Here is a 22,831-nt window from a genome sequence, read left to right as displayed (position 1 = left end):
CACTCTTACAACGACCAAAAAAGGGCGGTTGCACCAACCGCCCATTTTTTTTTGCTTTTTCGTTCTCAGGCGTGACACTGCATCAGACCATTGAAGACACCGTCAGCGGCCTCGGCTATGAGCTGGTGGAGCTGGAGCGCTCCGCAGGCGGACTGCTGCGGGTGACGATCGACTTTCCCTGGGCGCCAGGGCAGCCGCCTGCGCCACCCGTGACGGTGGATGACTGCGAGCGCGTGACGCGCCAGCTGCAATTCACGCTGGAAGTGGAAGGCGTGGATTACAGGCGGCTGGAAGTGTCTTCGCCCGGCATCGACCGGCTGCTGCGCAATGCGGCGGATTTCGAGCGGTTTGAGGGCGAAATGGTGGATCTGACGCTGAAAGCGCCCATCGGCGCAGCCGCCACAGGGCAGATCAGCGCCAATCGCAAGCGCTTTCGCGGCCAGCTGCAACGCGCCGAAAGCGGCGGATGGCAAATTGCGTGGCGCGACGAACCGGCGCCCGCCAAGCCGGGCCAGCGCGTGAGCGCCAGGAAACTGGCGGCGCTGCCGTTGAACGTGATGGGTTTTGCGCTGGAGGAGCTGCGCGAGGCGCGGCTGGCTCCGGTGGTGGATTTCAAGGGCAAGCGCCCAAGGACTGGGGATGAATCATGAACCGTGAACTGTTGATGCTGGTGGAAGCCATCTCGCGCGAGAAAAACGTGGATCGCGACGTGGTGTTTGGCGCGGTGGAAGCCGCGCTGGCGCAGGCCGCCAAAAAGCTGTACGAGGGCGATGTGGACATGCGCGTGGCCATCAACCGCGAAACGGGCGACTACGAAACCTTCCGCCGCTGGCACGTGGTGCCGGATGAAGCGGGCTTGCAATTGCCTGATCAGGAAATCCTGCAATTCGAGGCGCGCGAGCAGATTCCTGACATCGAGGTTGGCGAATACATCGAGGAGCCTGTGGAGTCCGTCTCCATCGGCCGCATTGGCGCGATGGCGGCCAAGCAGGTCATCCTGCAAAAAATCCGCGACGCCGAGCGCGAGATGCTGCTCAACGACTTCATGAGCCGGGGCGAGAAGATTTTTTCCGGCACCGTCAAGCGCATGGACAAGGGCGACATCCTGGTCGAATCCGGCCGGGTGGAAGGGCGTCTTCGCCGCAGCGAGATGATTCCGAAGGAAAACCTGCGCAATGGTGACCGCGTGCGCGCCATGATCATGGAAGTGGACCTGACGCTGCGCGGCGCGCCCATTCTGCTTTCCCGCGCCGCGCCTGAATTCATGGTGGAGCTGTTCCGCCAGGAAGTGCCCGAAATCGAACAGGGGCTGCTGGAAATCAAGAGCTGCGCGCGCGACCCCGGAAGCCGCGCCAAGATTGCCGTGGTGAGCCACGACAAGCGCATTGACCCCATCGGCACCTGCGTGGGCGTGCGCGGCTCGCGCGTGACGGCCGTAACCAACGAGCTGGCCGGCGAGCGCGTGGACATCGTGCTGTGGAGCGAAGACCCGGCGCAGTTCGTCATCGGCGCACTGGCTCCGGCCAATGTTTCTTCCATCGTGGTGGACGAGGAAAAGCACGCGATGGACGTGGTGGTGGACGAGGAAAACCTGGCCATCGCCATTGGCCGGGGCGGCCAGAACGTGCGCCTGGCTTCCGAACTCACGGGCTGGAAAATCAACATCATGGACGCCGCCGAATCCGCCGAAAAGCAGGCGGCCGAAACCGGCTCCATCCGCCAGCTGTTCATGGAAAAGCTGGATGTGGACGAGGAAATCGCCGACATCCTGATCGAGGAAGGCTTCACCAACCTGGAAGAAGTGGCCTACGTGCCCTTGCAGGAAATGCTGGATATTGAAGCCTTCGATGAAGACACCGTCAATGAGCTGCGCGCCCGCGCCAAAGACGCGCTGCTGACCCTTGAAATCGCGCGCGAGGAAAAGGTGGAGGCCGTGGCCGAAGACCTGCGCGGGCTGGAAGGCATGAACGCCGAGCTGCTGGCCGCGCTGGCCGAAGCGGGCGTGCGCACGCGCGACGATCTGGCCGATCTGGCCGTAGACGAACTCACCGACATCACCGGCCAGACGGAGGACGAAGCCCGCGCCCTCATCATGAAGGCGCGTGAGCACTGGTTCAGCGATGAAGCGTAACGGGCATGGAGGCAGTCACAGAATATGTCGAACATCACAGTCGCTGAATTGGCGAATGAACTCAAACGCTCCGTGGGCAAGCTGCTGGAGCAGTTGCAGGCGGCCGGAGTCAAAAAATCCTCGGGCGGCGACGTCCTGACCGAAGCGGACAAGAAAAAGCTGCTGGACCATCTGCAAAGCAGCCACGGCACCGTCGCGCCCGCCCGCAAGAAAATCACGCTGACCAAAAAAACCACCAGCGAAATCAAGCAGGCTGACGCCACCGGCAAAGCCCGCACCATTCAGGTGGAAGTGCGCAAAAAACGCACCTTCATCAAGCGCGATGACGAGCCGGCCGCCGCGCCCCAAACACCTTCACCCTCCCCCGCTGCCGAGGCTGCAAGACCTGCTGCGGCCGCTGCTCCCGCGTCGCCAGTGATTGGCGCGGCTGAAGCTGCCCGCCGCGAGGAAGAAGCGCGCCGCCACGCCGAGCTGCTGCGCCGCCAGGAAGCCGAAGCTGCCGAAAAACGCCGTTTGCGCGAAGAGCAGGATGCGCGCCGCCAGGCTGAAGCCGCCCAGCCTGGCCCGGAAGAAGCCAAGCCGCAAGAAACGCCGGCCGCCCCGCAAACGCCTGCGCCGCAAGCGCCGGCTGCGGATTCCGTGCCGCCCTCCGCGCCCGCCGCAACCCAGACCAAGCCGCCCAAGACGGCTGAACCCGAGACCGTTTCCGAAACCGCTCCCGAAACCGTCTCCTCCGCTGCACCCGCTTCCGGGTCTGCTCTGGCCAAGGAAACCGCCGCTCCTGCGGCCCGGAAGGCTGCAACAGGCGGCGCGGCCAAGCCTGTCTCTTCATCTGCTACAGCGCCCGCCGCAGTAGCAGAACCCGCCAAGCCCAGCCCGGAAGAAGAAGCCGCCCGCCAGCGCGAGCAGGAAGAGCGCCGCCGCAAGGCCATGGCTGAAGCCGAAGCCATTCGCAGCATGATGAACAAGCCGCGCAAAGTGCTGGTGGCCAAGAAGCCCGAAAGCGCCAAGAAAGCGGCTGAAGCGTCCAAAGACGGCGGCAAGCCTGCCAAGACAGGCGGCGCCAGCTCGGCCCGCCAGGGCAGCGCGCCCGCAGGCGGCAGCAAGGAAGTCAAATCCGCCAAGCTGTCCTCCAGCTGGGCGGGCGAGCCTGGCAAGAAAAAAGGCATTCCCACGCGCGGCGATGCTTCCGGCGGCGTGGGCCGCAACAACTGGCGTAGCGGCCCAAAAAGCCGCCGCAGCGAACGCGACAGCCAGCAGGCCGCCCAAGCAGCGCCCGCAGAGCATCGCGTGCTGGAAGTGCATGTGCCGGAAACCATCTCCGTGGCCGAGCTGGCGCACAAGATGGCCGTCAAGGCATCCGAAGTCATCAAGACGCTGATGAAGATGGGCCAGATGGTCACCATCAACCAGCCGCTCGACCAGGACACGGCCATGATCGTCGTCGAAGAAATGGGCCACACCGCCGTGGTGGCCGCGCTGGACGACCCCGAGGCCTTCACCGACGAAGAAGTGCAGGCCCAGTCCGCCGAGGCCCTGCCGCGTGCGCCCGTGGTCACCGTCATGGGCCACGTGGACCACGGCAAGACCTCGCTGCTTGACTACATCCGCCGCGCCAAGGTGGCCGCCAGCGAAGCGGGCGGCATCACCCAGCACATTGGCGCCTACCACGTCAAGACGCCGCGCGGCATCGTCACTTTCCTGGACACGCCCGGCCACGAAGCCTTCACGGCCATGCGCGCACGCGGCGCGCAGGCCACCGACATCGTGATCCTGGTGGTGGCCGCCGACGACGGCGTGATGCCGCAAACGCGCGAAGCCATCAAGCACGCCAAGGCGGCGGGCGTGCCCATCGTCGTGGCGCTGACCAAGGCCGACAAGCCCGAAGCCAATGTGGAGCGCGTGACCAGCGAACTCGTGGCCGAAGAAGTCGTGCCCGAAAGCTACGGCGGTGACTCGCCCTTCATTGCCGTATCCAGCAAAACCGGCATGGGCATTGACGACCTGCTCGAAAACGTGCTGCTGCAAGCCGACGTGCTGGAACTCAAGGCCCCGGTGGACGCCGCCGCCAAGGGCCTGGTGATCGAAGCGCGGCTTGACAAAGGCCGCGGCCCCGTGGCCTCGGTCCTCGTGCAGTCCGGCACGCTGAAAGTGGGCGACGTGGTGCTGGCCGGCCAAACCTCCGGCCGCGTGCGCGCCATGCTGAATGAAGACGGCAAGCCCGTCAAAGAAGCGGGTCCCTCCATCCCAGTCGAAATCCAGGGCTTGGCCGACGTGCCGCAGGCCGGCGACGAATTCATGGTGCTGGCCGATGAGCGCCGCGCCCGTGAAATCGCCACCTACCGCGCCGGCAAGTTCCGCAACACCAAGCTTGCGCGGCAGCAGGCGGCCAAGCTGGAAAACGTGTTCGCCGACATGTCGGCTGATGAAGTCAAGCAGCTGCCCATCATCATCAAGGCCGACGTGCAAGGCTCGCAGGAAGCGCTGTCCGCCTCGCTGCTCAAGCTCAGCACGGATGAAGTCAAAGTGCAGGTGGTCTATGCCGCCGTGGGCGGCATCAGCGAAAGCGATGTGAACCTGGCCATTGCCTCCAATGCCATCGTGCTGGGCTTCAACGTCCGCGCCGAAGCGGGCGCGCGCAAGCTGGCCGAGGCCAACGACGTCGAAATCCGCTACTACAACATCATCTACGACGCGGTGGACGACCTGAAAGCCGCCATGAGCGGCATGCTCGCGCCCGAGCAGAAGGAAGAAGTCATCGGCTCTGCCGAAATCCGCACCGTGTTCGTGGCCTCCAAGATCGGCACCGTCGCCGGCTCCTACGTCACCAGCGGCGTGGTGCGGCGCGACGCCCACTTCCGCCTGCTGCGCGACCACGTGGTGATCTACACCGGCGAGCTTGAATCGCTCAAGCGCATGAAAGACGACGTGCGCGAAGTCAAGGAAGGCTTCGAGTGCGGCATCAAGCTCAAGAACTACAACGACATCCGCGAAGGCGACCAGCTCGAATTCTTTGAAATCAAGGAAATCGCGCGCACGCTGTAAGAACCTGTCCAGAATCCGCCCGTGCACCGGTTCTTGCAGCTGCCCTTGCCCTGGAAACCACCGTTTATTTCGCTACCAGTTTGATAGTGGGAAGTCCTATAAAACTGTGCGATGGAGGCATTTTCAAGGCCCTCAATTTGCTCTCAAAAACAGAGTGCTGCGCACAAGGCCGTATCCGGTTTGCGCTTTTGCGCCCACGGACAGACCCTGAAGGGATTCCAGGCCGGAATCTGTCCGCCCTGAAGCAGGCTGGAAACCGGCGCCAGCCTTTGAAAATGCACGGCGGCAGCGATCAGAGAACGTACGGCAGCCACTCTCAAATAATCAACCCGCAGCCAGGCCGCAAACAGGCTGAGGCGCTTGCCTTCTTGCCCTTTGACTTTTAACGCGCCCGCCACGCGCATCCAGCCATGCACCGGAAACACTCCACACCCAACCGCAGTTTTCGCATCGCCGACCAGATTCAGCGCGACCTGGCCGAGCTGATCGCGCGCGAAGTCAAAGACCCGCGCATTGGCATGCTCACGCTCAACGCCGTGGAAATCACGCCCGACTACGCCCACGCCAAGGTCTATTTCAGCCTGCTCACCGGCGACGCCCAGCAAACGCAAGACGCCCTCAACCACGCCGCCGGCCACCTGCGCAACCTGCTCTTCAAGCGCCTGCACATCCACACCGTGCCCACGCTGCATTTCATTTTTGACCGCACCACCGAACACGCGGCCGATCTGAACGCCCTCATCGCCAAGGCGGTGGCCTCGCGTTCCAAGGAAGACGACACGCCATGACCGCCGCCCCACGCGCACGGGTGCAGCGGCGTCCCGTGCACGGGGTGCTGCTGCTTGACAAACCGCTGGGCCTGTCCAGCAACCAGGCGCTGCAAAAAGCCAAATGGCTGCTGCGCGCCGAAAAAGCCGGCCACACCGGCACGCTGGATCCTCTGGCCAGCGGCGTGCTGCCCCTGTGCTTTGGCGCAGCCACCAAATTCAGCGCCGGGCACCTGGACGCCGACAAGTCCTACGCCGCCACGCTGCGCCTGGGCGCCACCACCACCACGGGCGACGCCGAAGGCGAAATCACCGCCCGCCGCCCCGTGCCCGCTATCACGCCAGCGCAGCTCGAAGCCGTGCGCCAGCGCTTTCTGGGCCGCATCGCCCAAGTGCCCCCCATGCACAGCGCGCTGAAAAAAGACGGCAAGCCGCTTTACGAATACGCCCGCGCGGGCGTGCAAGTGGAGCGCGCCGCGCGCGAAGTGCAAGTGCATGTCTTGAACCTGGCCCTGTCGCTGGATGAACAAGGCCGGGCCGCCATTGAAATGGAAGTGACATGCAGCAAAGGCGCCTACATCCGCACCCTGGGCGAAGACATCGGCGCCGCCCTGGGCTGCGGCGGCCACCTGACGGCCCTGCGCCGCATCGCCACCGGCCCGTTCACGCTCGCGCAGTGCATCACGCTGGAAGCGCTGCAAGCCCTGCCCGAAGACCAGCGCCTCGCTGCCCTGCTGCCCGTGCAAGCCCTGCTGCCCGGCTTTGCCGCCATCACCCTCGGCCATGACGACGCCGCCCGCTTTCTGACCGGCCTGCGCCGCCGGGGCCCCTGGCCCGACGCCGAACACATCGCCGTCTATGGCGACCGCCCCCGCGCCCTGCTCGGCACGGCGCGCGTGAAAGCAGGCGAACTGATCGCAACCCGCTTGCTCTCGCCCGTGGAAATCGGGCAAATCCTGAACCAGCCAGGCGCGCAAATGTTTGGGAGCATTTGAATGGATGCATTGAATCAATCTGCGCCGGCCGCCTATCGGAAGGCCTGTCTTGAAAATGCCTTGAATCAAAACAAAAAGGTTAATGCTCGAAAAAGCCATGAATATCTGGCGTCATGCGTGCGGCTGAAGAGCGTTCAGGGCCGAAGCCCGCGGGCCGCCTGGCCGGAGAGGGCATGCACATGCTTCAATAGCAAGAGCAAATACAAGGGCGTCAAAACGGCTTTCGCGCTCTTTCCACTAGGACCTCATGCTATTGATACAGGAGCTAAATCAGCCCTTCTTTCTGCCCAGGCACGCCCTTGCCCGCTGACCATGCCCGCGCAGACGCGGAGCAAATGTGGAAAAAGCGTTTTTCATTTTCAACGCCTGCCATGAACCCGCAAAGTGAACCCCTCATGAAAACCAGCCCGAAAATCCGCGCCCTCCAGGCCGATATCACCACGCTGGCCGTGGATGCCATTGTGAATGCCGCCAATTCGTCGCTGCTGGGCGGCGGCGGGGTGGATGGGGCCATTCACCGCGCCGCCGGGCCTGAATTGCTGCAAGAGTGCCGCCAGCTGGGCGGCTGCCCCACGGGGCAGGCCCGCATCACCGGCGCTTACGGCCTGCCGTGCCGCCACGTCATTCACACCGTGGGGCCGGTCTGGCATGGCGGCCATGCGGGCGAGGCGCAAAAACTGCGCAGCTGCTACACGCACTGCCTTGATTTGGCCGCGCAGCACGGCCTCAAAACCCTGGCTTTTCCGTGCATCAGCACCGGCGTTTATGGCTATCCGAAAGAAGCGGCCGCCGAAATCGCCCTTCAGGCCGTCCGCGCCCATCCGGCGCTGGAGCAGCTACACGAAATCATTTTCTGCTGTTTCAGCCCGGTCGATTTGGCGATTTACCAGCGGCTGATTTGATTTTTCTGAAGAGATTTTCATGCTTCGCATCATTCGCCATATCGCCTATTTTCTTCATGTGGATCGCGGCAAGCGCGGGCATGATGGATCCGTTTTTTTCATTCCGGCAGGGCGCGCCTGATTCTTGATTCATTTTTGCGTCCAATCGCCGCTTTATTTTCTTTTGATTGAGTTCTGATTCATGTCTTCCCAAATTCGCAATATCGCCATCATCGCCCACGTGGACCACGGCAAAACCACCATGGTTGATCAATTGCTGCGCCAGTCGGGCACCTTTGCCGACCACGAAAAAGTGGTGGATACCGTGATGGACAGCAACGCCATCGAGCGCGAGCGGGGCATCACCATCCTGGCCAAGAACTGCGCCGTTTCCTGGCGGGGCACGCACATCAACATCGTCGATACGCCCGGCCACGCGGACTTTGGCGGCGAGGTGGAGCGCGCCCTGAGCATGGTCGATGGCGTGCTGCTGCTCATCGACGCGCAGGAAGGCCCCATGCCGCAAACGCGTTTTGTCACCAAAAAGGCGCTGGCGCTGGGGCTGAAACCCATCGTGGTGGTCAACAAGGTGGACAAGCCCGGCGCCGATCCGGACAAGGTGATCAACGCCGCGTTTGACCTGTTCGACAAGCTGGGCGCCACGGACGAGCAGCTGGACTTTCCCGTGGTGTATGCCAGCGGCATCAATGGCTGGTCTTCGCTGGAAGAAGGCGCGCCCGGCGAGCAGTGGGGGCCAGACATGACGGCGCTGTTCGAGACCATTCTCAAGCACGTGCCCCCGCACGAGGGCGACCGCAACGCGCCGCTGCAACTGCAAATTTCGGCGCTGGACTATTCCACCTTCGTGGGCCGCATTGGCGTGGGCCGCGTGAACGCGGGCACCATCCGGGCGGGCATGGACGTGCTGGTCATGGAAGGCCCGGAAGGCAGGCAAACCAAGGGCCGCGTGAACCAGGTGCTCACCTTCGAGGGGCTGGACCGCGTGCAGGTGAAAGAGGCCTACCCGGGCGACATCGTGCTCATCAACGGCATTGAAGACATCAACATTGGCGCCACCGTCACCGACCCGGCCAGCCCGCAGCCGCTGCCCATGCTCAAGATTGACGAGCCGACGCTGACCATGAACTTTTGCGTCAACACCAGCCCGCTGGCCGGGCGCGAGGGCAAATACGTCACCAGCCGCCAAATCTGGGACCGCCTGCAAAAAGAGCTGCAAAGCAACGTGGCCCTGCGCGTGCGGGAAACGGCCGAAGACGGCGTGTTTGAAGTCTCGGGCCGGGGCGAGCTGCACCTCACCATCCTGCTGGAAAACATGCGCCGCGAAGGTTACGAGCTGGCCGTAAGCAAACCGCGCGTGGTTTTTCGCGAGATTGATGGACAGAAGTGCGAACCGATCGAATTGGTAACAGCCGACATTGAAGAAGGCCACCAAGGCGGCGTGATGCAGGCACTGGGCGAGCGCAAGGGCGAGCTGGTGAATATGGAGCCTGACGGGCGCGGCCGCGTGCGGCTGGAATACCGCATACCGGCGCGCGGCCTCATTGGCTTTTCCAACGAATTTCTCAACCTCACGCGCGGCAGCGGGCTGATTTCCAACATCTTCGACGGCTACGAACCCTTCAAGGGCGACGTGGGCGGCCGCAAAAACGGCGTGCTCATCAGCATGGACGACGGCGAAATCTTCACCTACGCCCTGGGCAAGCTCGATGACCGGGGCCGCATGTTCGTGAAAGCGGGCGACCCGGTCTATGAAGGCATGATCGTGGGCATTCACAACCGCGACAACGACATCGTCGTCAACGCCACGCGCACCAAGCAGCTCACAAACTTCCGCGTCAGCGGCAAGGAAGACGCCATCAAAGTCACGCCCCCCATCGAGCTGACGCTGGAATACGGCGTGGAATTCATCGAAGACGACGAACTCGTCGAAATCACCCCCAAAAGCATCCGCCTGCGCAAGCGCCACCTCAAAGAGCACGAACGCAAGCGCGCCAGCCGCGAAGGAGCGTGAGCGCCTGTTCAGAAAACCTCCTGCGCTCCTTGAGCTTGCGTTCCCGTTCTGTTTACACGCCTGATTCCGTTCTTTTATGCGTGATTAAAAGAGCAAAAAGACGTCTCTTTTCGACAAGTTCGGTTTGCCTTGTCTGGTGCGCGCAAGCTTGAGATGGCGGAGGGCCGAGCAGAAGGCTGCGATGGGCAAACGCAAGCGCCGCACCAGCCAGGCTGGCGGAACCCGCTGCCAGGCCCCCGCTCCAAACGCCACGCTTCACACTCGCTTTGAATGACCATGAACCTCATCCGACAAATCCTCGCCGCTCCGCGCCGCCTTTACCTGGCCATCAGCGCCACCTGCCTGGGCATGCTGGCCTTTGGCGTGCTCTACCTCCAGGGCATGGTGGGCCTGCAACCGTGCCCCATGTGCATCGTGCAGCGCGAGGCGCTGATTGCCGTGGCGGTGTTCAGCGCCCTGGCGGCGGCTTGCAAGCCGGGCGGCTGGCAGCGCGGCTTTGGCGTGCTGGCGCTGCTGTTTGCCGTGCTGGGCGCTTTCACGGGCGGACGGCAAAGCTGGCTGCAATGGAATCCGCCCGCGTTTTCCGCATGCGGGCGAGGCGACCTCTACGGCATGATCGAATCCATGCCCATTGGCCGTCTGCTGCCATCCATCTTCAAAGGCAGCGGCGACTGCGCCGCCGTGGACTGGACGCTGCTGGGCGGCAGCATCGCCAATTGGTCCTTCATGTGGTTTGCCTTCTGCACAGTGCTGCTGCTGGCGCTGGCGCTGCGCCGCAAGGCAGGCTGAAGGCGCCCCCGGCCTCATCCACGGCAAACAAAAACGGCGCGCCATCTGGCGCGCCGTTTTTCTTTCAGCGGCTGAGGCCGCTTGCGGGGCGTTCAGCTCACCCAGGCAATGACTTTGAGAGCGCCTTGCAGCAGCAGCGCATTGACGATATCCACAAAAAACGCGCCCACCATCGGCACGATCAGGAAGGCTTTGTGCGAGGGGCCGAAACGGTCGGTCAGCGCCTGCATGTTGGCCACCGCCGTGGGCGTGGCGCCCAGGCCGAAGCCGCAGTGGCCGGCAGCCAGCACGGCGGCGTCGTAGTCGCTGCCCATGGCGCGGTAGGTCACATACGTGGCGTACAGCGCCATCACCACCGTCTGCACGGCCAAAATGAACATCACCGGCACGGCCAGCCCAGCCAGCTCCCACAGCTTGAGCGAAAGCAGGGCCATCGCCAGAAACAGCGATAGCGCGATGTTGCCGAACACGTCAATGGCACGATCAAACATGTTCACGCCAAAAATCAGCACCAGGCCATTGCGCACCAGCACGCCGCCGGCCAGCGCCCACACGAATTGCGGCAACTGGAAGGACGTGCCTTGCGCCACTTTGAACATGATGTCGGAAAACGCCAGGCAGGCGGCGAACATGGCCAGCGTTTGCAGGCCCGACTCCGCCGTGATGAGGCGCTGCTGGTGCGGGCGCTCGAACACCACTTCCTGATCGCCGACGGCAGGCTTGCTGTCATCAATGCCCGCCAGGCCCGGCGTGGGCTTGCCGCGAATCAAACGCCGTGCCACAGGGCCGCCCAGCAGGCCGCCCATCACCAGGCCAAACGTGGCGCAGGCCATGCCCAGCGTGATGGCGCCTTGCACGCCAGCGGCTTCCAGGTCTTTGCCCCAGGCGCCCGCCGTGCCGTGGCCGCCCGTGAGCGTGATGGAGCCGGCCACCAGGCCGATGCGCGGATCCAGCCCCAGCATCGAAGCCATGACCGTTCCCACCACGTTCTGCACGATGATGAAAGCCGACACCACGATGATGAAAATCACCAGCGGCCTGCCGCCCTGGCGCAGCCGCGCGAAATCGGCGGACAGGCCAATGGACGAGAAAAACACCAGCATGAAGGCATCCTGCAAGGGCTTTTCAAACTGGAAATTCACGCCCTGCACGGTATGCACGCCAAACAGCACCAGCGCAGCCACCAGGCCGCCAGCCACCGGCTCCGGAATGTTGAAATCCTGCAAGAACTTGATCTTGCGCACCAGCCAGCTGCCCAGCAGCAGCACCAGCACTGCCGCAATCAGCGTGTAGTACGCGTTGAACGTCAGAGTCGTCATAGGCATTTCCCTTTCATCGGTTGCAGTGAAAAGCGGCGATTGTCACATTTGGGAGCAAAGACTTGAGAACCTGTTCACAGTTTGTCCATGGCGCGAAAGTGCGCCCCCGGCCTGCAGCCCTTCATGGCAAGGCGGCATGCGCGCGGGGCTGAACGCGCCGCGCCATTTCTGCTCCGCTATTCGTAGCAAGATGTCTTGGTGGATGCAGCGCGGAGTGGCCTTTTGACCCCTACAAATTCGCTCCTGTTTCTGATGCCGCCCGGCAGAAACTGCCTGCCGCACGGGCGGGCCTTCGGGCGGGCGGGTTCACGCGCCGGGCCGCTGCCTGGCGCACGCGCCCGTCAGTCCTCATCGCGCAGCCGCGAGAGCGCTGCGCTGGCAATTTCGCTGATGCGCTCCAGAAAATCCGTGGCCATGCCCGCTTCATAGCGGTGGCTGTCGGGCGAGGCGAGGATGAGCAAGCCAAAAGCGCCCTGGCTCGCGCCTGGCTTGCGCAACGGCAGCAGCGCCAGCGAGGCCGCTTCCTGCGGCGCGGGCAGCCACTGCACGGCATCAAAGCCGGTGTTCACGCCGCAATAAGGCGCGGCCAGCGAGGCGGCCAGGCTCTTCACGTCATCGCTGACGCCCTGCGCGAAAGGTTCGCCCGCATAGACGCTGGCCACCTCCCACGCCTTGAGGGCGACCTGGGGCACGCCGAACTGCGCCTGAAGCTCGCTGACCATGACGGCGGGCAGATCAATGGGCCGGTGCGCGAGAAACAGCTGCCGCGCCCAGCGCTGGAGCTTGTCGGCAATCAGCATGTTTTCGTTGCCGTAGCGCACCATCTCCATCAGGCGGCGCTCCAGCAGGGCGATTTTTTCGCGCAGGGCCTCGGCCTGGCGCTCTTGCAGGCTGATGGTGCGCCCGCCGTTGGGGCTGGCCAGCTGCACGCGGGTGAGCAGCTCGGCATGGCGCTCGAAAAAGCCGGGTTCGGCCAGCAGGTACTGGGCGATGGCGTTTTCGTCCACGCCGTCATGCACTTCAGGATGGGGGTTGTGGTTTTCGGTCATCTCGGGTTTTCCTTTTTTCCCGTCAGCGCGCGGGCGGCTGCGGCGCGCCGGGAAGATCGATTTCGCCGTGAAACACGGTTTGCGCCGGGCCGGTCAGGAACACGGCATCGCGCTCGCCGCCTGCCCATTCAATGGTCAGCAGGCCGCCGCGCGCGTGCACATCCACCCGCTCATCCAGCAGGCCCAGGCGGCGGCCCGCCACCACGGCGGCGCAAGCGCCGGTGCCGCAGGCCAGCGTTTCGCCAGCGCCGCGCTCCCACACGCGCAGACGGATCTGGCGGCGATCCAGCACCTGCATGAACCCTGCATTGACGCGGCGCGGAAAGGCCGGGTGCGTTTCAATCAGCGGGCCTTGCTCGGCCACGGGGGCGGTATCTGCCTGCGCCACCACCTGCACGGCGTGCGGATTGCCCATGGACAGCACGGCGACAGAAACCATGCACGCCGCGCCGCGCCCGCCCGCCTGCTTCAGCGCCAGCGGCCACACCTGCCAGCCGCCCTCGGCCAGCGGCGTCAGTCCTGCGGAATCGAAAGGCACGCGGGGCAGATCAAACACCGGCGCGCCCATGTTCACGCGCACGCGACCATCAGGCTGCTCGGCCAGTTCGATCACGCCGTTTTTCACTTTCACGCGCACAGGGTTGCGGGCCGTCAGCCCCTGCCCGCGCACGTAGCGCACAAAGCAGCGCGCGCCGTTGCCGCAGTGCTCCACCTCGCCGCCATCGGCGTTGTGGATGACGTATTCGAAATCCACGTCCGGCGCGGGCGCGGGCCGCACGCTCAGAATCTGGTCGGCCCCCACGCCAAAGTGGCGGTCGGCCAGAAAACGGTATTGATCCGCCGTCAGGTTCAGCGGCGCGGCCGTTTCGTCAAGCACCACGAAATCGTTGCCCGCCCCTTGCATTTTGGTAAAGCGCACTCGCATGGCGGCGGATTATCAGGCGCGCCCGGCCGCCGCTTTTCCCCAGGCCGCCGCGCCCCTGCGCCCGGCCCGGCAGATGCGTTTCGCTCTTGAATCAATAGCGGCCTGCGCCCATTTCACCATGGCCTGCGGGCCAGGCGCCTGTTCATGATCTGACCGTAAGGGGCGTCAGGGCGCGCGGCGCGCGGGCGGGGCGGGTTCGGGCATTTGCAGGCGCATCTGGCGGCCATCGCCCGCGTCCAGAACCGCGCTGCGGCGCAAGACGGCTTGCAGCGTCCAGCCGCCGGGCAGCTTCGCGCCCACGCGGTAGGGCTTGGGGGGCTGGCCCTGTTCGGCAATGAGCGCCGCGCCGCGTTCGCTGCCGTGAGCGACCACGCCCGCCAGCGCATAGCGGGCGTCAGGCGGCGCGGCCTGAACCGTTGGCGGGGCGTCATCTGCCGCACCCAGGCCACGGGCCACGGCCTGCGCGTCAAGCGGGGGCAGGCCGGGCGCGGCTGTGGCGGCCGCAGCGGGCGGGGCGCTGCTGGCAGCGTGCAGCGCCCAGTACAGCGCGCTGCCAGCGGCCAGCGCCCACAGCAGCAGCGCGGCCAGGGCGGGGGCGAATCGGTTCAGCGCCGGGCGTGCCATCAGGAAAAATACGGAGACCGGCGGGCGGCGCTCCTGAACAGGGGCAAAGACATGCGCCGATTATCATTGAGCGCACTCTTGATGGCGGCCCGTCCGCCGTCTGTTCGCGGCCTTCTTTTCTGATCCGTTTCCGGCTGATTCCCGGCCCGCTTTGGGTGCACTTCCGCCCTGCTCCAGGCGTGCGCTGCGGCGCTTTTTCGCTTATGAACACTGCCTTTTCCGCCCTTTCCCGCACCTGTTCCCGCGCCCATCTCAGCGCCCGTTCCCGCGCCCGCCAGCGCGGGGCTGGCTTCACCCTGATCGAGCTGATGGTGGTGCTGGTCATCATTGGCGTGCTGGGCGCGCTGATCGTGCCCAATTTGCTGGACCGCACGGACGACGCGCGCGCCACCGCCGCCCGCACGGACGTGAACAACATCGTGCAGGCGCTCAAGCTCTACAAGCTGGACAACCTGCGCTACCCCACCGCCGAGCAGGGCTTGCAGGCGCTCATCGCCCGCCCCAGCGCGCCGCCCGAGCCGCGCAACTGGCGCGTGTACCTGGAAAAGCTGCCCAATGACCCGTGGGGCAACCCGTATCAGTACCTGAACCCGGGCGTCAAGGGCGAGGTGGACGTGATGAGCTTTGGCGCCGACGGCAAAAGCGGCGGCGAGGGGCGCGACGCCGACATTGGCAGCTGGCAGTAAGAAGGCATATTTTTGCTCCTGGTTCCATAGCATGATGTCCTAGAGGAATCTGCGCGAGATGCCTTTTCAGCGGCCTGAATTCGCTCCTCTTTTTGAGGCCCAATCTTGATGCCCAACCGCATGCCCGCCGAACACGCGCACTGCCGCAGCCGGGGCTTTACCCTCATCGAGCTGGTGGTCACCGTCGCCGTGATCGCGCTGGGCGTTTCGCTGGCGGCCATTGCGCTGCGCGACAGCGCGGCTTCGGCGCTGGAGCGCGACGCAGCGCGGCTGGCGGCGCTGCTGGAATCGGCCCGCGCCCTCTCGCGCGCCACGGGGGTGGCAGTGACCTGGCGGCCCGCCGCGCAAGGCTTTGTGTTTGAAGGCGTGCCGCCCGGCGGCAGCCCCTGGCCCACGCAGTGGCTGGACGCAGCCACCGCCGCGCAGGGCAACGCGGCGCTGCTGCTGGGGCCTGACCCCATCATCGGCCCGCAGGCCGTGGCGCTGCACCGCGCGGGCAGCCCGGCCACGCTGCAAGTGGCCACCGACGGGCTGCGCCCCTTTGCCGTGAGCGCCCTGGGCGGCCCAGCCGATGCGCGCCAGCCCTGAACGAGGCCCGGCCATGCCTGCATTCGCCCTCACTCGCGGCAAAAGAGCGGTCTGCGGCGGCTTCACGCTGGTGGAGGTGATGGTGGCCCTGTCCATCACCGCCATCGCGCTGGTGGCGGGGCTGAAGGCCGCCGGCGCGCTCGCGGACAACGCGGCGCGGCAAAGTCGCGTGATGCTGGGGCAAATCTGCGCCGAAAACGCGCTGATCGAACTCAAGCTCACGCGCCAGTTTCCCGGCGCGGGCGACAGCACGCTGGCTTGCGAGCAGGCCGGGCAGGCGTTTGAAGTCACGCTGGCCGTGCGCGCCACGCCCAACCCCAACTTCCGCCGCGTCGAGGCCATCGTGCGCCAGCAGCAGCTCACGGTGGTGCAGGTTTCCACGCTCATCGGGCGTTACTGAGGCAAGCGATGGCGGCCCGCATGCAACCCTGCCGGGGGTTCACCCTGATCGAAGTGCTGGTGGCGCTGGCCATCATGGCCGTCATGGCCGTCATGAGCTGGCAGGCCATCGACGGCATGACGCGCGCGCAAGAAAGGGCGCGCGCGCATGCCGACGGCACGCTGGCGCTGCAAGCGGCCTTCGCGCAGTGGCACGCCGATCTGGACGCCATGATGGTCTGGCCCCAGCAACTGGCCGCCGCCGCAGCCCCGCCGGCCAGCCCGCAAACGCCCCCGGGCAACCCATCCGGCAGCCCATCCGGCAATCCTGGCCCCTATAAACAACCTACCGCGGCCGACGACCTACCCGGGTAAAGTTCGGGGGGGCCCGGCTCCCTTAACAAAAAAATACAACAAAAGACTGTACTGCACTCTCGGTTCCCCGCCACGTCCCGACGTCACCGCCCACACACGCTCCCNTGCGCGGCCTGCCAGGCGCTGGCCCATTCGTTCCAGGTGCGCACGGGGTGCGATTGCCAGCGCCACAAGCGGCCAGTGGTGGCGCTGGCAATCGCACCCCGTGCGCACCTGGAACGAATGGGCCAGCGCCTGGCAGGCCGCGCAAGGCTGGAGCCAGACGCCCGAGCGCCCCGTCAGCGCCGGGCAGGCCGTGGCCATTGCCGCGCTGCAAGACTGGCAGCTCTACTACTTTCTGGACAACGCCTGGTTCAACCCCCTGTCCAGCTCCGCCCAGGGCGAAGCGCAGCTGGCGCGCGTGCCCGAAGCCATCCGCCTGAACCTCACCCTGGCCGAAGGGCAGTCGCTGACCGGCCCCGTGATGCTGGACTGGCTTTCGCCCACTTTCACGCCCACGGCGGGCATGTGAATATTGAATCCAGCCCCTTGAAACCCCCGGAAAGAAAAATCGCAGCAAAGGCGGCAACCCGCGCGCAAAACGCCCTTTTTCAAAATGCTTTTTTCAAATCGCCCCGTTTTCCCGCCCTGCTTCCAATAGTCCAATAGCGCCCGCCTTGAAAAAATCCTGAAACCCGCCTGCCATCAACAGCAAAAAAACCCGTCCGCCCATGAAAAAACGCCCTTTCACAGCCAGCGAAGCTGCCGTCTCCCGGCCAGGCGCGGCGCAGCGCGGCGCGGCGCTGCTGGCGGCCATGCTCACCGTCGCGCTGGTGGCCACGCTGGCCGCCGCCGCCATGTGGCAGCAATGGCGCGGCGTGGAAGTGGAAGCGGCCGAGCGCGCGCGCGTGCAATCGGCCTGGCTGCTGGGCGGCGCGCTCGACTGGGGGCGGCTCATCCTGCGCGTGGACGACGACCGCCAGGCCGACCACCTGGGCGAGCCTTGGGCCGTGCCGCTGGCCGAAGCGCGCATCTCCACCTTCCTCACCGCTGGCGCCGACACCAGCGACCTGGGGCGCGACGCCTTTCTCTCCGGCGGCATAGCCGACTTGCAAGCCCGCATGAACGTGCTGCACCTGGTGCCCCAGGCTGGCGCCCCGCCGCAAGAGGCGCAGCAAAGCCGCCAGCGCTTCGAGCGCCTGTTTGCCCTGCTGGGCCTGCCCGCGCATGAGCTGGACGCCCTCGCCGAACACCTGAACAAAGCCGCCAGCGCCCTGGCCCAGCCCGCCCAGCAAGGCCAGGCCGCGCTGGCCGCGCCCATGCCCTTGCGCGCCGATCAGCTCGGCTGGCTGGGCGTGCCGCCCGCCACGCTCGCGGCGCTGCTGCCGCACATCACCCTGCTGCCGCAGCGCACGCCCGTCAATCTGAACACCGCCAGCGCCGAAGTCATCCACGCCGTCACCGGCATCGACCTGGCCAGCGCCCAGCGCATGGCCGCCGCGCGCGCCGCCAGGCCGTTCAAAAGCATTGCCGACGCCGCCCAGGCCGCCGGCGGCGCACAGCAGCCAGTGCGCGAATGCCCCGCCCAGTGGTGCGACGTGCTCTCCAGCTTCTTTGAAGTGCAGGGCCGCCTGCGGCTGGATGACGTAGCCTTGCAGGAAACCGCCGCCGTGCAGCGCGGCCAGGGCCGCCATCCGCCCGTCACCGTCCTCTGGCGCCAGCGCCAGCCGCTGACCGGGCTGAAAGAAGACTGACCAGGCAAGGCATGGCCGGAACGCTGGCCGCTACTTTCGCTCCTTCATTCATAGCATGATGTCCTGGTGGAAACTGCGGGAACCGGCATTTTTGGCCCCCTGAATCAGCTCCTCTTTTTGGTGCTTCCAGACGGGCAGCGCCTGCGATTCAGGCCCGGCTCTCATGCACCCGCCGCCCGGCCCGGCCTTGCCTGCTGCCACGTCCGCCAACCCTGGGGCTATGTTGGCAGGCGGCGGCGCTTTATGCCGTTTGGCGCATAAGGCACTAACCAAAAAATCGTTCCCTTTGGCGCGGCGCGTGCCTACAGTGCGGGGCTTGTTTTTTCGCAAAACCGCTCGCGGCCAGGCCGTGGGCGGGCTTGCTTCCCACAAAGCCCACCATGTACGTCAAAACCGAATTCGATTTGCAACTCATCCGCCAGCGGGCGGCGCAGTTTCGCGATCAGCTCTCGCGCTGGCAGCGCGGGGAGCTGTCGGAAGACCAGTTCAAGCCGCTGCGGCTGCAAAACGGCTGGTATGTGCAGCGCTACGCGCCCATGCTGCGCGTGGCGGTGCCTTATGGCGAAATCAGCAGCGCGCAGATGCGGGTGCTGGCGCGGGTGGCGCGCGAGTTCGATCAGCCGGAGCCGGGCCTGTTTGCCGAGGCGCAGGCCCAGCAAGACGCCTTGCAGGCCCGCCAGCCGGGGCTGACGCTGGATGCGCCGCCGCTGCGCTACGGCTACGGCCACTTCACCACGCGCACCAACGTGCAATACAACTGGATTCCGCTGGCCAAGAGCGCCGACGTGATGGACTTGCTGGCCACCGTGGGGCTGCACGGCATTCAGACCAGCGGCAACTGCATCCGCAATATCTGCACCGACGCGCTGGCGGGCATTGCGCCCGATGAGCTGGCCGATCCGCGCCCCTTCGCCGAAATCCTGCGGCAGTGGAGCACGCTGCATCCCGAATTCGCTTTTCTGCCGCGCAAGTTCAAGGTGAGCCTGAACGGCGCGGCCGAGGACCGCGCGGCGCTGGGCTGGTACGACGTGGGCCTGCAACTGGTGAAAGACGATGCGGGCGCGCTGGGCTTCAAGGTGCGCGCTGGCGGCGGCATGGGGCGCACGCCGGTCATCAGCGCGGTGCTGCGCGAGTTTTTGCCCTGGGATCAGATCCTGAACTATCTGGAAGCCATCATCCGCGTCTACAACCGCTATGGCCGCCGCGACAACGTGTGGAAGGCGCGCATCAAGATACTGGTCAAGGCCGAAGGGCAGAGCTTCATTGACGCGGTGGAGGCCGAATACCGCGCCATCGTCGAGCACGACGGCGCGCCGCACACCATTCCGCAAGCCGAGCTGGAGCGCGTGTCCGCGTGCTTTGCGCCGCCCGCGCTGGCGGGCGAAGACGCGCCCGCCGTGGCGCCGCAGCAGCCGGTTGATGTGAATGCCCTGCCCTACCAGCGCTGGCTGGCGCGCAATGTGCAGGCCCACCGCGACCCGCGCCTGGCCGTGGTGCATCTTTCCTTCAAGCGCCTGGGCATGGCCCCGGGCGACGCCGACGCCGCCACGATGGACGCCGTGGCCGATCTGGCCGACCGTTTTTCGGCGGGCGAAGTGCGCCTCACGCACGAGCAAAACCTGCTGCTGCCCTGGGTGCGCCGCGCCGATCTGCCCGCTCTTTACGAAGCGGCGCGCGCACTGCGGCTGGCGCAGCCCAACATCGGGCTGATTACCGACATGATTTCCTGCCCCGGCGGCGACTTCTGCGCCCTGGCCAATGCGCGCTCCATTCCCATTGCCGCCGCGCTCATGGCCCTGTATGAAGACATCGACGAGGCCGAAGACCTGGGGCCGATTGACCTGAACATGAGCGGCTGCATCAACTCCTGCGGCCACCACCACAGCGGCCACATCGGCATTCTGGGCGTGGACAAAGACGGCAAGGAGTGGTACCAGATCACCCTGGGCGGCAGCGACGGCTCGCACCTGTCGGGCCGCGAGGGGCCGGGCAAGATCATCGGCCCGGCCTTCTCCGCCGCCGAAGTGCCCGACGTGGTGCAGGCCATCCTGAACACCTACCGCGAACTGCGCGACGGCAAAGAGCACTTCATCGACACCGTGCGCCGCCTGGGCCATGACCCTTTCAAGGCCGCCGCCAACGCCGCCCGCCACGCGCGGCCCGAAGACAAGCCCGCCAAGCCTGCCGCCGCCCCCGCTGCGGCCCAGCCCGCCGCCGTGGCCTGAGCGAGCGGCCCGGCACAACAAAGAAAGCGCCGCGATGAAAGAAACCATCCGCATCGTTGCCCCCGCCGAAAGCGAAGCCCCGGCGGGCAGCGCCGCTGAAAACCCCGCAGAAAACACTGCTGAAAGCGCCTCTGAAAGCGCTGCTTCCGCCAGCGCCGCGCCCGGCGTTTTGCAAATCGCCAACGACGCCGACGTGCTCGCGCTGGCCGCCGAAGGCGCTTTGCAGGGCGTCACCTGCATCGAGCTGAACTTTCCCAAATTCACCGATGGCCGCGCCTACAGCCAGGCCGTGCTGCTGCGCCGCCGCCTGGGCTTTACCGGCGAGCTGCGCGCCACGGGCGACGTGCTCATCGACCAGCTTTTGCTCATGCAGCGCAGCGGCTTTACCAGCGCCGTGCTGGCCGCAGGCGTGAACGCCGAAGCCGCCCCGCGCCAGTTCGTGGTGTTTGACGAGTTCTACCAGGGCGACGCGCAGCAGCCCCGCCCCCACTTCGCACGGGAGGCCGAATGAACCGCGCCGCCGCAACAGCCGCCCCGGCCATGCCCGGCGCCGAAGAGCTGGCCCGCGTGAGCGATGAGCTGGGCCATGACGCCCCTGCCCTCACCGCCTGGGCGCTGGGCCTGGGCCGGCGCCTGGGGCTGCGCGCCATCGTCACCACCAACTTCCGGCCCTTCGAGGCCGTCATCCTGCACATGGCCTGCCGCGTGCAGCCCGATGTGCCCGTGGTGTGGATGGACAGCGGCTACAACACCGCCGCCACCTACCAGTTCGCCGACGCGCTCACGCGCCAGCTGGGCCTGAATTTGCACGCCTACCTGCCGCGCCGCACCCGCGCCCACCGCGAAGCGCTGGAAGGCCCCGCCCCCGCGCTGGACGACCCCCGCCACGCCGCCTTCACCGAAGAAGTGAAGCTGGAGCCTTTTGCGCGCGCGCTGCGCGAAATGGCCCCCCGCATCTGGCTCACCGCCTTGCGCGCCAGCGACAGCGACGAGCGCGCCCGCATGCAGCCCGTCAGCCTCAACCCCGACGGCCTCATCAAAGTCGCCCCCCTGCTGCACTGGAGCGCCAAAGACCTGCACGCCTACTGCCAGACCCACGGCCTGCCCAACAACTTTGACTACTTCGACCCCACCAAAGCCGAAGAGCGCCGCGAATGCGGCCTGCACCTGGCGCACTGAATCCCGCACGGAACCCCGCGCGCCAAGCGCCCGCCGCCCGGCCTTTCTCCCCAACACCGCCACTCACGCCTCCCACGCCCATGAACGCACCTGCCCACCACCTCTCGGCCGCCCATCTGGACGCGCTGGAAGAAGAAACCATCTTCATCCTGCGCGAAGCCGCCGCCGCTTTTGACCGCCCGGCGCTGCTTTTTTCCGGCGGCAAAGACTCGCTCGTCATGCTGCGCTGCGCCGAAAAAGCCTTTGGCGCGGGCCGCATCCCCTACCCGCTGCTCATGATTGACACGGGCCACAACTTCCCCGAAGTCACCGCCTTGCGCGACAAGCGCGCCGCCGAACTGGGGGCCGAACTCATCGTGCGCAGCGTGGAAGACAGCATCGCGCGCGGCACCGTGCGCCTGGCCCGCCCCGACGAAAGCCGCAACGCCCACCAGTCCGTCACCCTGCTCGAAGCCATTGAAGAATTCCGCTTCGACGCCCTCATGGGCGGCGCGCGGCGCGACGAAGAAAAAGCCCGCGCCAAAGAGCGCATCTTCAGCCACCGCGACAGCTTCGGCCAATGGCAGCCCAAAGCCCAGCGGCCCGAACTCTGGACGCTGTTCAACACCCGCCTGGCCCCCGGCGAGCACTTCCGCGTCTTTCCCATCAGCAACTGGACGGAGCTGGACGTGTGGCAATACATCGGCCGCGAAAACATCGAGCTGCCCAGCCTCTACTACGCCCACGAGCGCGACGTCATCGAACGCCGGGGCCTGCTCGTGCCCGTCACGCCCCTGACGCCGCCCAAACCGGGCGAAACCGTGCAAAAACGCAGCGTGCGCTTTCGCACCGTGGGCGACATCACCTGCACCTGCCCCGTGCCCAGTACCGCCGCCACGCCCGCCGACATCATTGTGGAAACCCTGGCCGCCAGCGTCAGCGAACGCGGCGCCACCCGCATGGACGACCAGACCAGCGACGCCAGCATGGAAAAGCGCAAGCGCGACGGCTACTTCTGAACCGCCCCCTGCCCCGCCCTTTCACCATCAAAAAAGATAGCGCACCTGGCTCCTATCGACGTATGACGCTGCCGACGAGCTTATGCCTACAAACGCACGCCGCGGGTAGTCC

The 22,831-nt window shown here is 65.8% G+C and carries 24 protein-coding genes; 19 read left to right on the top strand and 5 right to left on the bottom strand.

All coding sequences use genetic code 11. The features are described from left to right. Positions 1-71 precede the first annotated feature (71 nt). The 3 genes from rimP to infB are packed head-to-tail and all read left to right on the top strand — an operon-like array spanning position 72 to position 5,176. Positions 72-650, top strand: a complete 579-nt coding sequence (gene rimP / locus C1720_RS08435; RefSeq protein WP_050716372.1) for a ribosome maturation factor RimP — start codon at positions 72-74, stop codon at positions 648-650. Further along, on the top strand, positions 647-2,131 hold the full coding sequence (nusA, locus tag C1720_RS08430; protein ID WP_050714765.1) for a transcription termination factor NusA: 1,485 nt from the start codon (positions 647-649) through the stop codon (positions 2,129-2,131). Before rimP ends, nusA begins: the two co-directional genes overlap by 4 nt. A gap of 24 nt (positions 2,132-2,155) precedes the next feature. Continuing rightward, entirely contained in the window at positions 2,156-5,176 is a 3,021-nt protein-coding gene (gene infB / locus C1720_RS08425) for a translation initiation factor IF-2 (RefSeq protein ID WP_102283887.1), read from the top strand. A gap of 143 nt (positions 5,177-5,319) precedes the next feature. On the opposite strand, the gene C1720_RS13015 is transcribed toward infB, so the two are convergent. Then, positions 5,320-5,592, bottom strand: coding sequence for a hypothetical protein (locus tag C1720_RS13015; RefSeq protein ID WP_146006935.1), 273 nt, complete (start codon positions 5,590-5,592; stop codon positions 5,320-5,322). Between C1720_RS13015 and rbfA the strand changes: the two genes are divergently transcribed. From rbfA to C1720_RS08400, 6 genes are all read left to right on the top strand, one after another. Continuing rightward, complete coding sequence (gene rbfA / locus C1720_RS08420) at positions 5,587-5,964, top strand: 30S ribosome-binding factor RbfA (protein ID WP_050714767.1); 378 nt, start codon at positions 5,587-5,589, stop codon at positions 5,962-5,964. The genes C1720_RS13015 and rbfA overlap by 6 nt on opposite strands. Then, entirely contained in the window at positions 5,961-6,938 is a 978-nt protein-coding gene (gene truB / locus C1720_RS08415; RefSeq protein WP_102283886.1) for a tRNA pseudouridine(55) synthase TruB, read from the top strand. Before rbfA ends, truB begins: the two co-directional genes overlap by 4 nt. Continuing rightward, positions 6,939-7,313, top strand: coding sequence for a hypothetical protein (locus C1720_RS13010; RefSeq protein WP_146006934.1), 375 nt, complete (start codon positions 6,939-6,941; stop codon positions 7,311-7,313). It begins immediately after the preceding gene. Between the two features lie 20 nt (positions 7,314-7,333). Then, positions 7,334-7,840, top strand: coding sequence for an O-acetyl-ADP-ribose deacetylase (locus tag C1720_RS08410; RefSeq protein ID WP_102284591.1), 507 nt, complete (start codon positions 7,334-7,336; stop codon positions 7,838-7,840). A 181-nt stretch (positions 7,841-8,021) separates the two neighbouring features. Next, positions 8,022-9,851, top strand: a complete 1,830-nt coding sequence (typA, locus tag C1720_RS08405) for a translational GTPase TypA (RefSeq protein ID WP_050714770.1) — start codon at positions 8,022-8,024, stop codon at positions 9,849-9,851. A gap of 276 nt (positions 9,852-10,127) precedes the next feature. Beyond that, positions 10,128-10,640 carry a disulfide bond formation protein B gene (locus C1720_RS08400; protein ID WP_233199877.1) on the top strand — a complete coding sequence of 171 codons (513 nt, stop codon included), beginning with the start codon at positions 10,128-10,130 and terminating at the stop codon, positions 10,638-10,640. 92 nt (positions 10,641-10,732) lie between these two features. Here C1720_RS08400 and gltS read toward each other — a convergent pair whose 3' ends face one another. The 4 genes from gltS to C1720_RS08380 all read right to left on the bottom strand — a co-directional run bounded on the left by gltS (position 10,733) and on the right by C1720_RS08380 (position 14,557). Continuing rightward, complete coding sequence (gltS, locus tag C1720_RS08395) at positions 10,733-11,959, bottom strand: sodium/glutamate symporter (protein WP_050714772.1); 1,227 nt, start codon at positions 11,957-11,959, stop codon at positions 10,733-10,735. Positions 11,960-12,300: 341 nt separating this feature from the next. Beyond that, positions 12,301-13,008 (bottom strand): DUF484 family protein, encoded by a 708-nt coding sequence (locus C1720_RS08390; protein WP_050714773.1) that lies wholly within the window; start codon positions 13,006-13,008, stop codon positions 12,301-12,303. 22 nt (positions 13,009-13,030) lie between these two features. Further along, positions 13,031-13,933: a diaminopimelate epimerase gene (gene dapF, locus C1720_RS08385; protein ID WP_102283885.1), complete on the bottom strand. Its 903-nt coding sequence runs from the start codon at positions 13,931-13,933 to the stop codon at positions 13,031-13,033. Between the two features lie 165 nt (positions 13,934-14,098). Next, complete coding sequence (locus C1720_RS08380) at positions 14,099-14,557, bottom strand: type II secretion system protein N (RefSeq protein ID WP_102283884.1); 459 nt, start codon at positions 14,555-14,557, stop codon at positions 14,099-14,101. A 203-nt stretch (positions 14,558-14,760) separates the two neighbouring features. On the opposite strand from C1720_RS08380, the gene gspG reads away from it, so the two are divergent. The 10 genes from gspG (at position 14,761) to cysD (ending at position 22,719) form a co-directional block, all read left to right on the top strand. Continuing rightward, on the top strand, positions 14,761-15,243 hold the full coding sequence (gene gspG, locus C1720_RS08375) for a type II secretion system major pseudopilin GspG (protein WP_050714776.1): 483 nt from the start codon (positions 14,761-14,763) through the stop codon (positions 15,241-15,243). 108 nt (positions 15,244-15,351) lie between these two features. Continuing rightward, positions 15,352-15,831: a prepilin-type N-terminal cleavage/methylation domain-containing protein gene (locus tag C1720_RS08370; RefSeq protein ID WP_102283883.1), complete on the top strand. Its 480-nt coding sequence runs from the start codon at positions 15,352-15,354 to the stop codon at positions 15,829-15,831. A 13-nt stretch (positions 15,832-15,844) separates the two neighbouring features. After that, positions 15,845-16,231 (top strand): type II secretion system minor pseudopilin GspI, encoded by a 387-nt coding sequence (gene gspI / locus C1720_RS08365; protein ID WP_050714778.1) that lies wholly within the window; start codon positions 15,845-15,847, stop codon positions 16,229-16,231. Positions 16,232-16,251: 20 nt separating this feature from the next. Next, complete coding sequence (locus tag C1720_RS08360) at positions 16,252-16,584, top strand: PulJ/GspJ family protein (protein ID WP_233199875.1); 333 nt, start codon at positions 16,252-16,254, stop codon at positions 16,582-16,584. Between the two features lie 205 nt (positions 16,585-16,789). After that, positions 16,790-17,095, top strand: coding sequence for a hypothetical protein (locus C1720_RS08355; RefSeq protein ID WP_102283881.1), 306 nt, complete (start codon positions 16,790-16,792; stop codon positions 17,093-17,095). Between the two features lie 199 nt (positions 17,096-17,294). Further along, the gene (gspK, locus tag C1720_RS08350; protein ID WP_102283880.1) at positions 17,295-18,317 is read left to right on the top strand and encodes a type II secretion system minor pseudopilin GspK; all 1,023 of its coding nucleotides are present in this window, start codon (positions 17,295-17,297) and stop codon (positions 18,315-18,317) included. A 380-nt stretch (positions 18,318-18,697) separates the two neighbouring features. Further along, a complete protein-coding gene (locus C1720_RS08345) occupies positions 18,698-20,542 on the top strand; it encodes a nitrite/sulfite reductase (protein WP_050716373.1) in 1,845 nt (614 codons plus the stop codon). Between the two features lie 34 nt (positions 20,543-20,576). Further along, positions 20,577-21,053, top strand: coding sequence for a DUF934 domain-containing protein (locus C1720_RS08340; RefSeq protein ID WP_102283879.1), 477 nt, complete (start codon positions 20,577-20,579; stop codon positions 21,051-21,053). After that, on the top strand, positions 21,050-21,721 hold the full coding sequence (locus C1720_RS08335) for a phosphoadenosine phosphosulfate reductase domain-containing protein (RefSeq protein WP_233199873.1): 672 nt from the start codon (positions 21,050-21,052) through the stop codon (positions 21,719-21,721). The genes C1720_RS08340 and C1720_RS08335 overlap by 4 nt, the downstream gene beginning before the upstream one ends. Positions 21,722-21,801: 80 nt before the next feature. Next, positions 21,802-22,719 (top strand): sulfate adenylyltransferase subunit CysD, encoded by a 918-nt coding sequence (gene cysD / locus C1720_RS08330; RefSeq protein ID WP_102283878.1) that lies wholly within the window; start codon positions 21,802-21,804, stop codon positions 22,717-22,719. The last annotated feature ends 112 nt before the right edge of the window (positions 22,720-22,831 follow it).

Source organism: Ottowia massiliensis (genome assembly GCF_900240305.1).
Classification (GTDB): domain Bacteria; phylum Pseudomonadota; class Gammaproteobacteria; order Burkholderiales; family Burkholderiaceae_C; genus Ottowia; species Ottowia massiliensis.
This window is presented reverse-complemented; position numbering and strand designations above follow the sequence as displayed.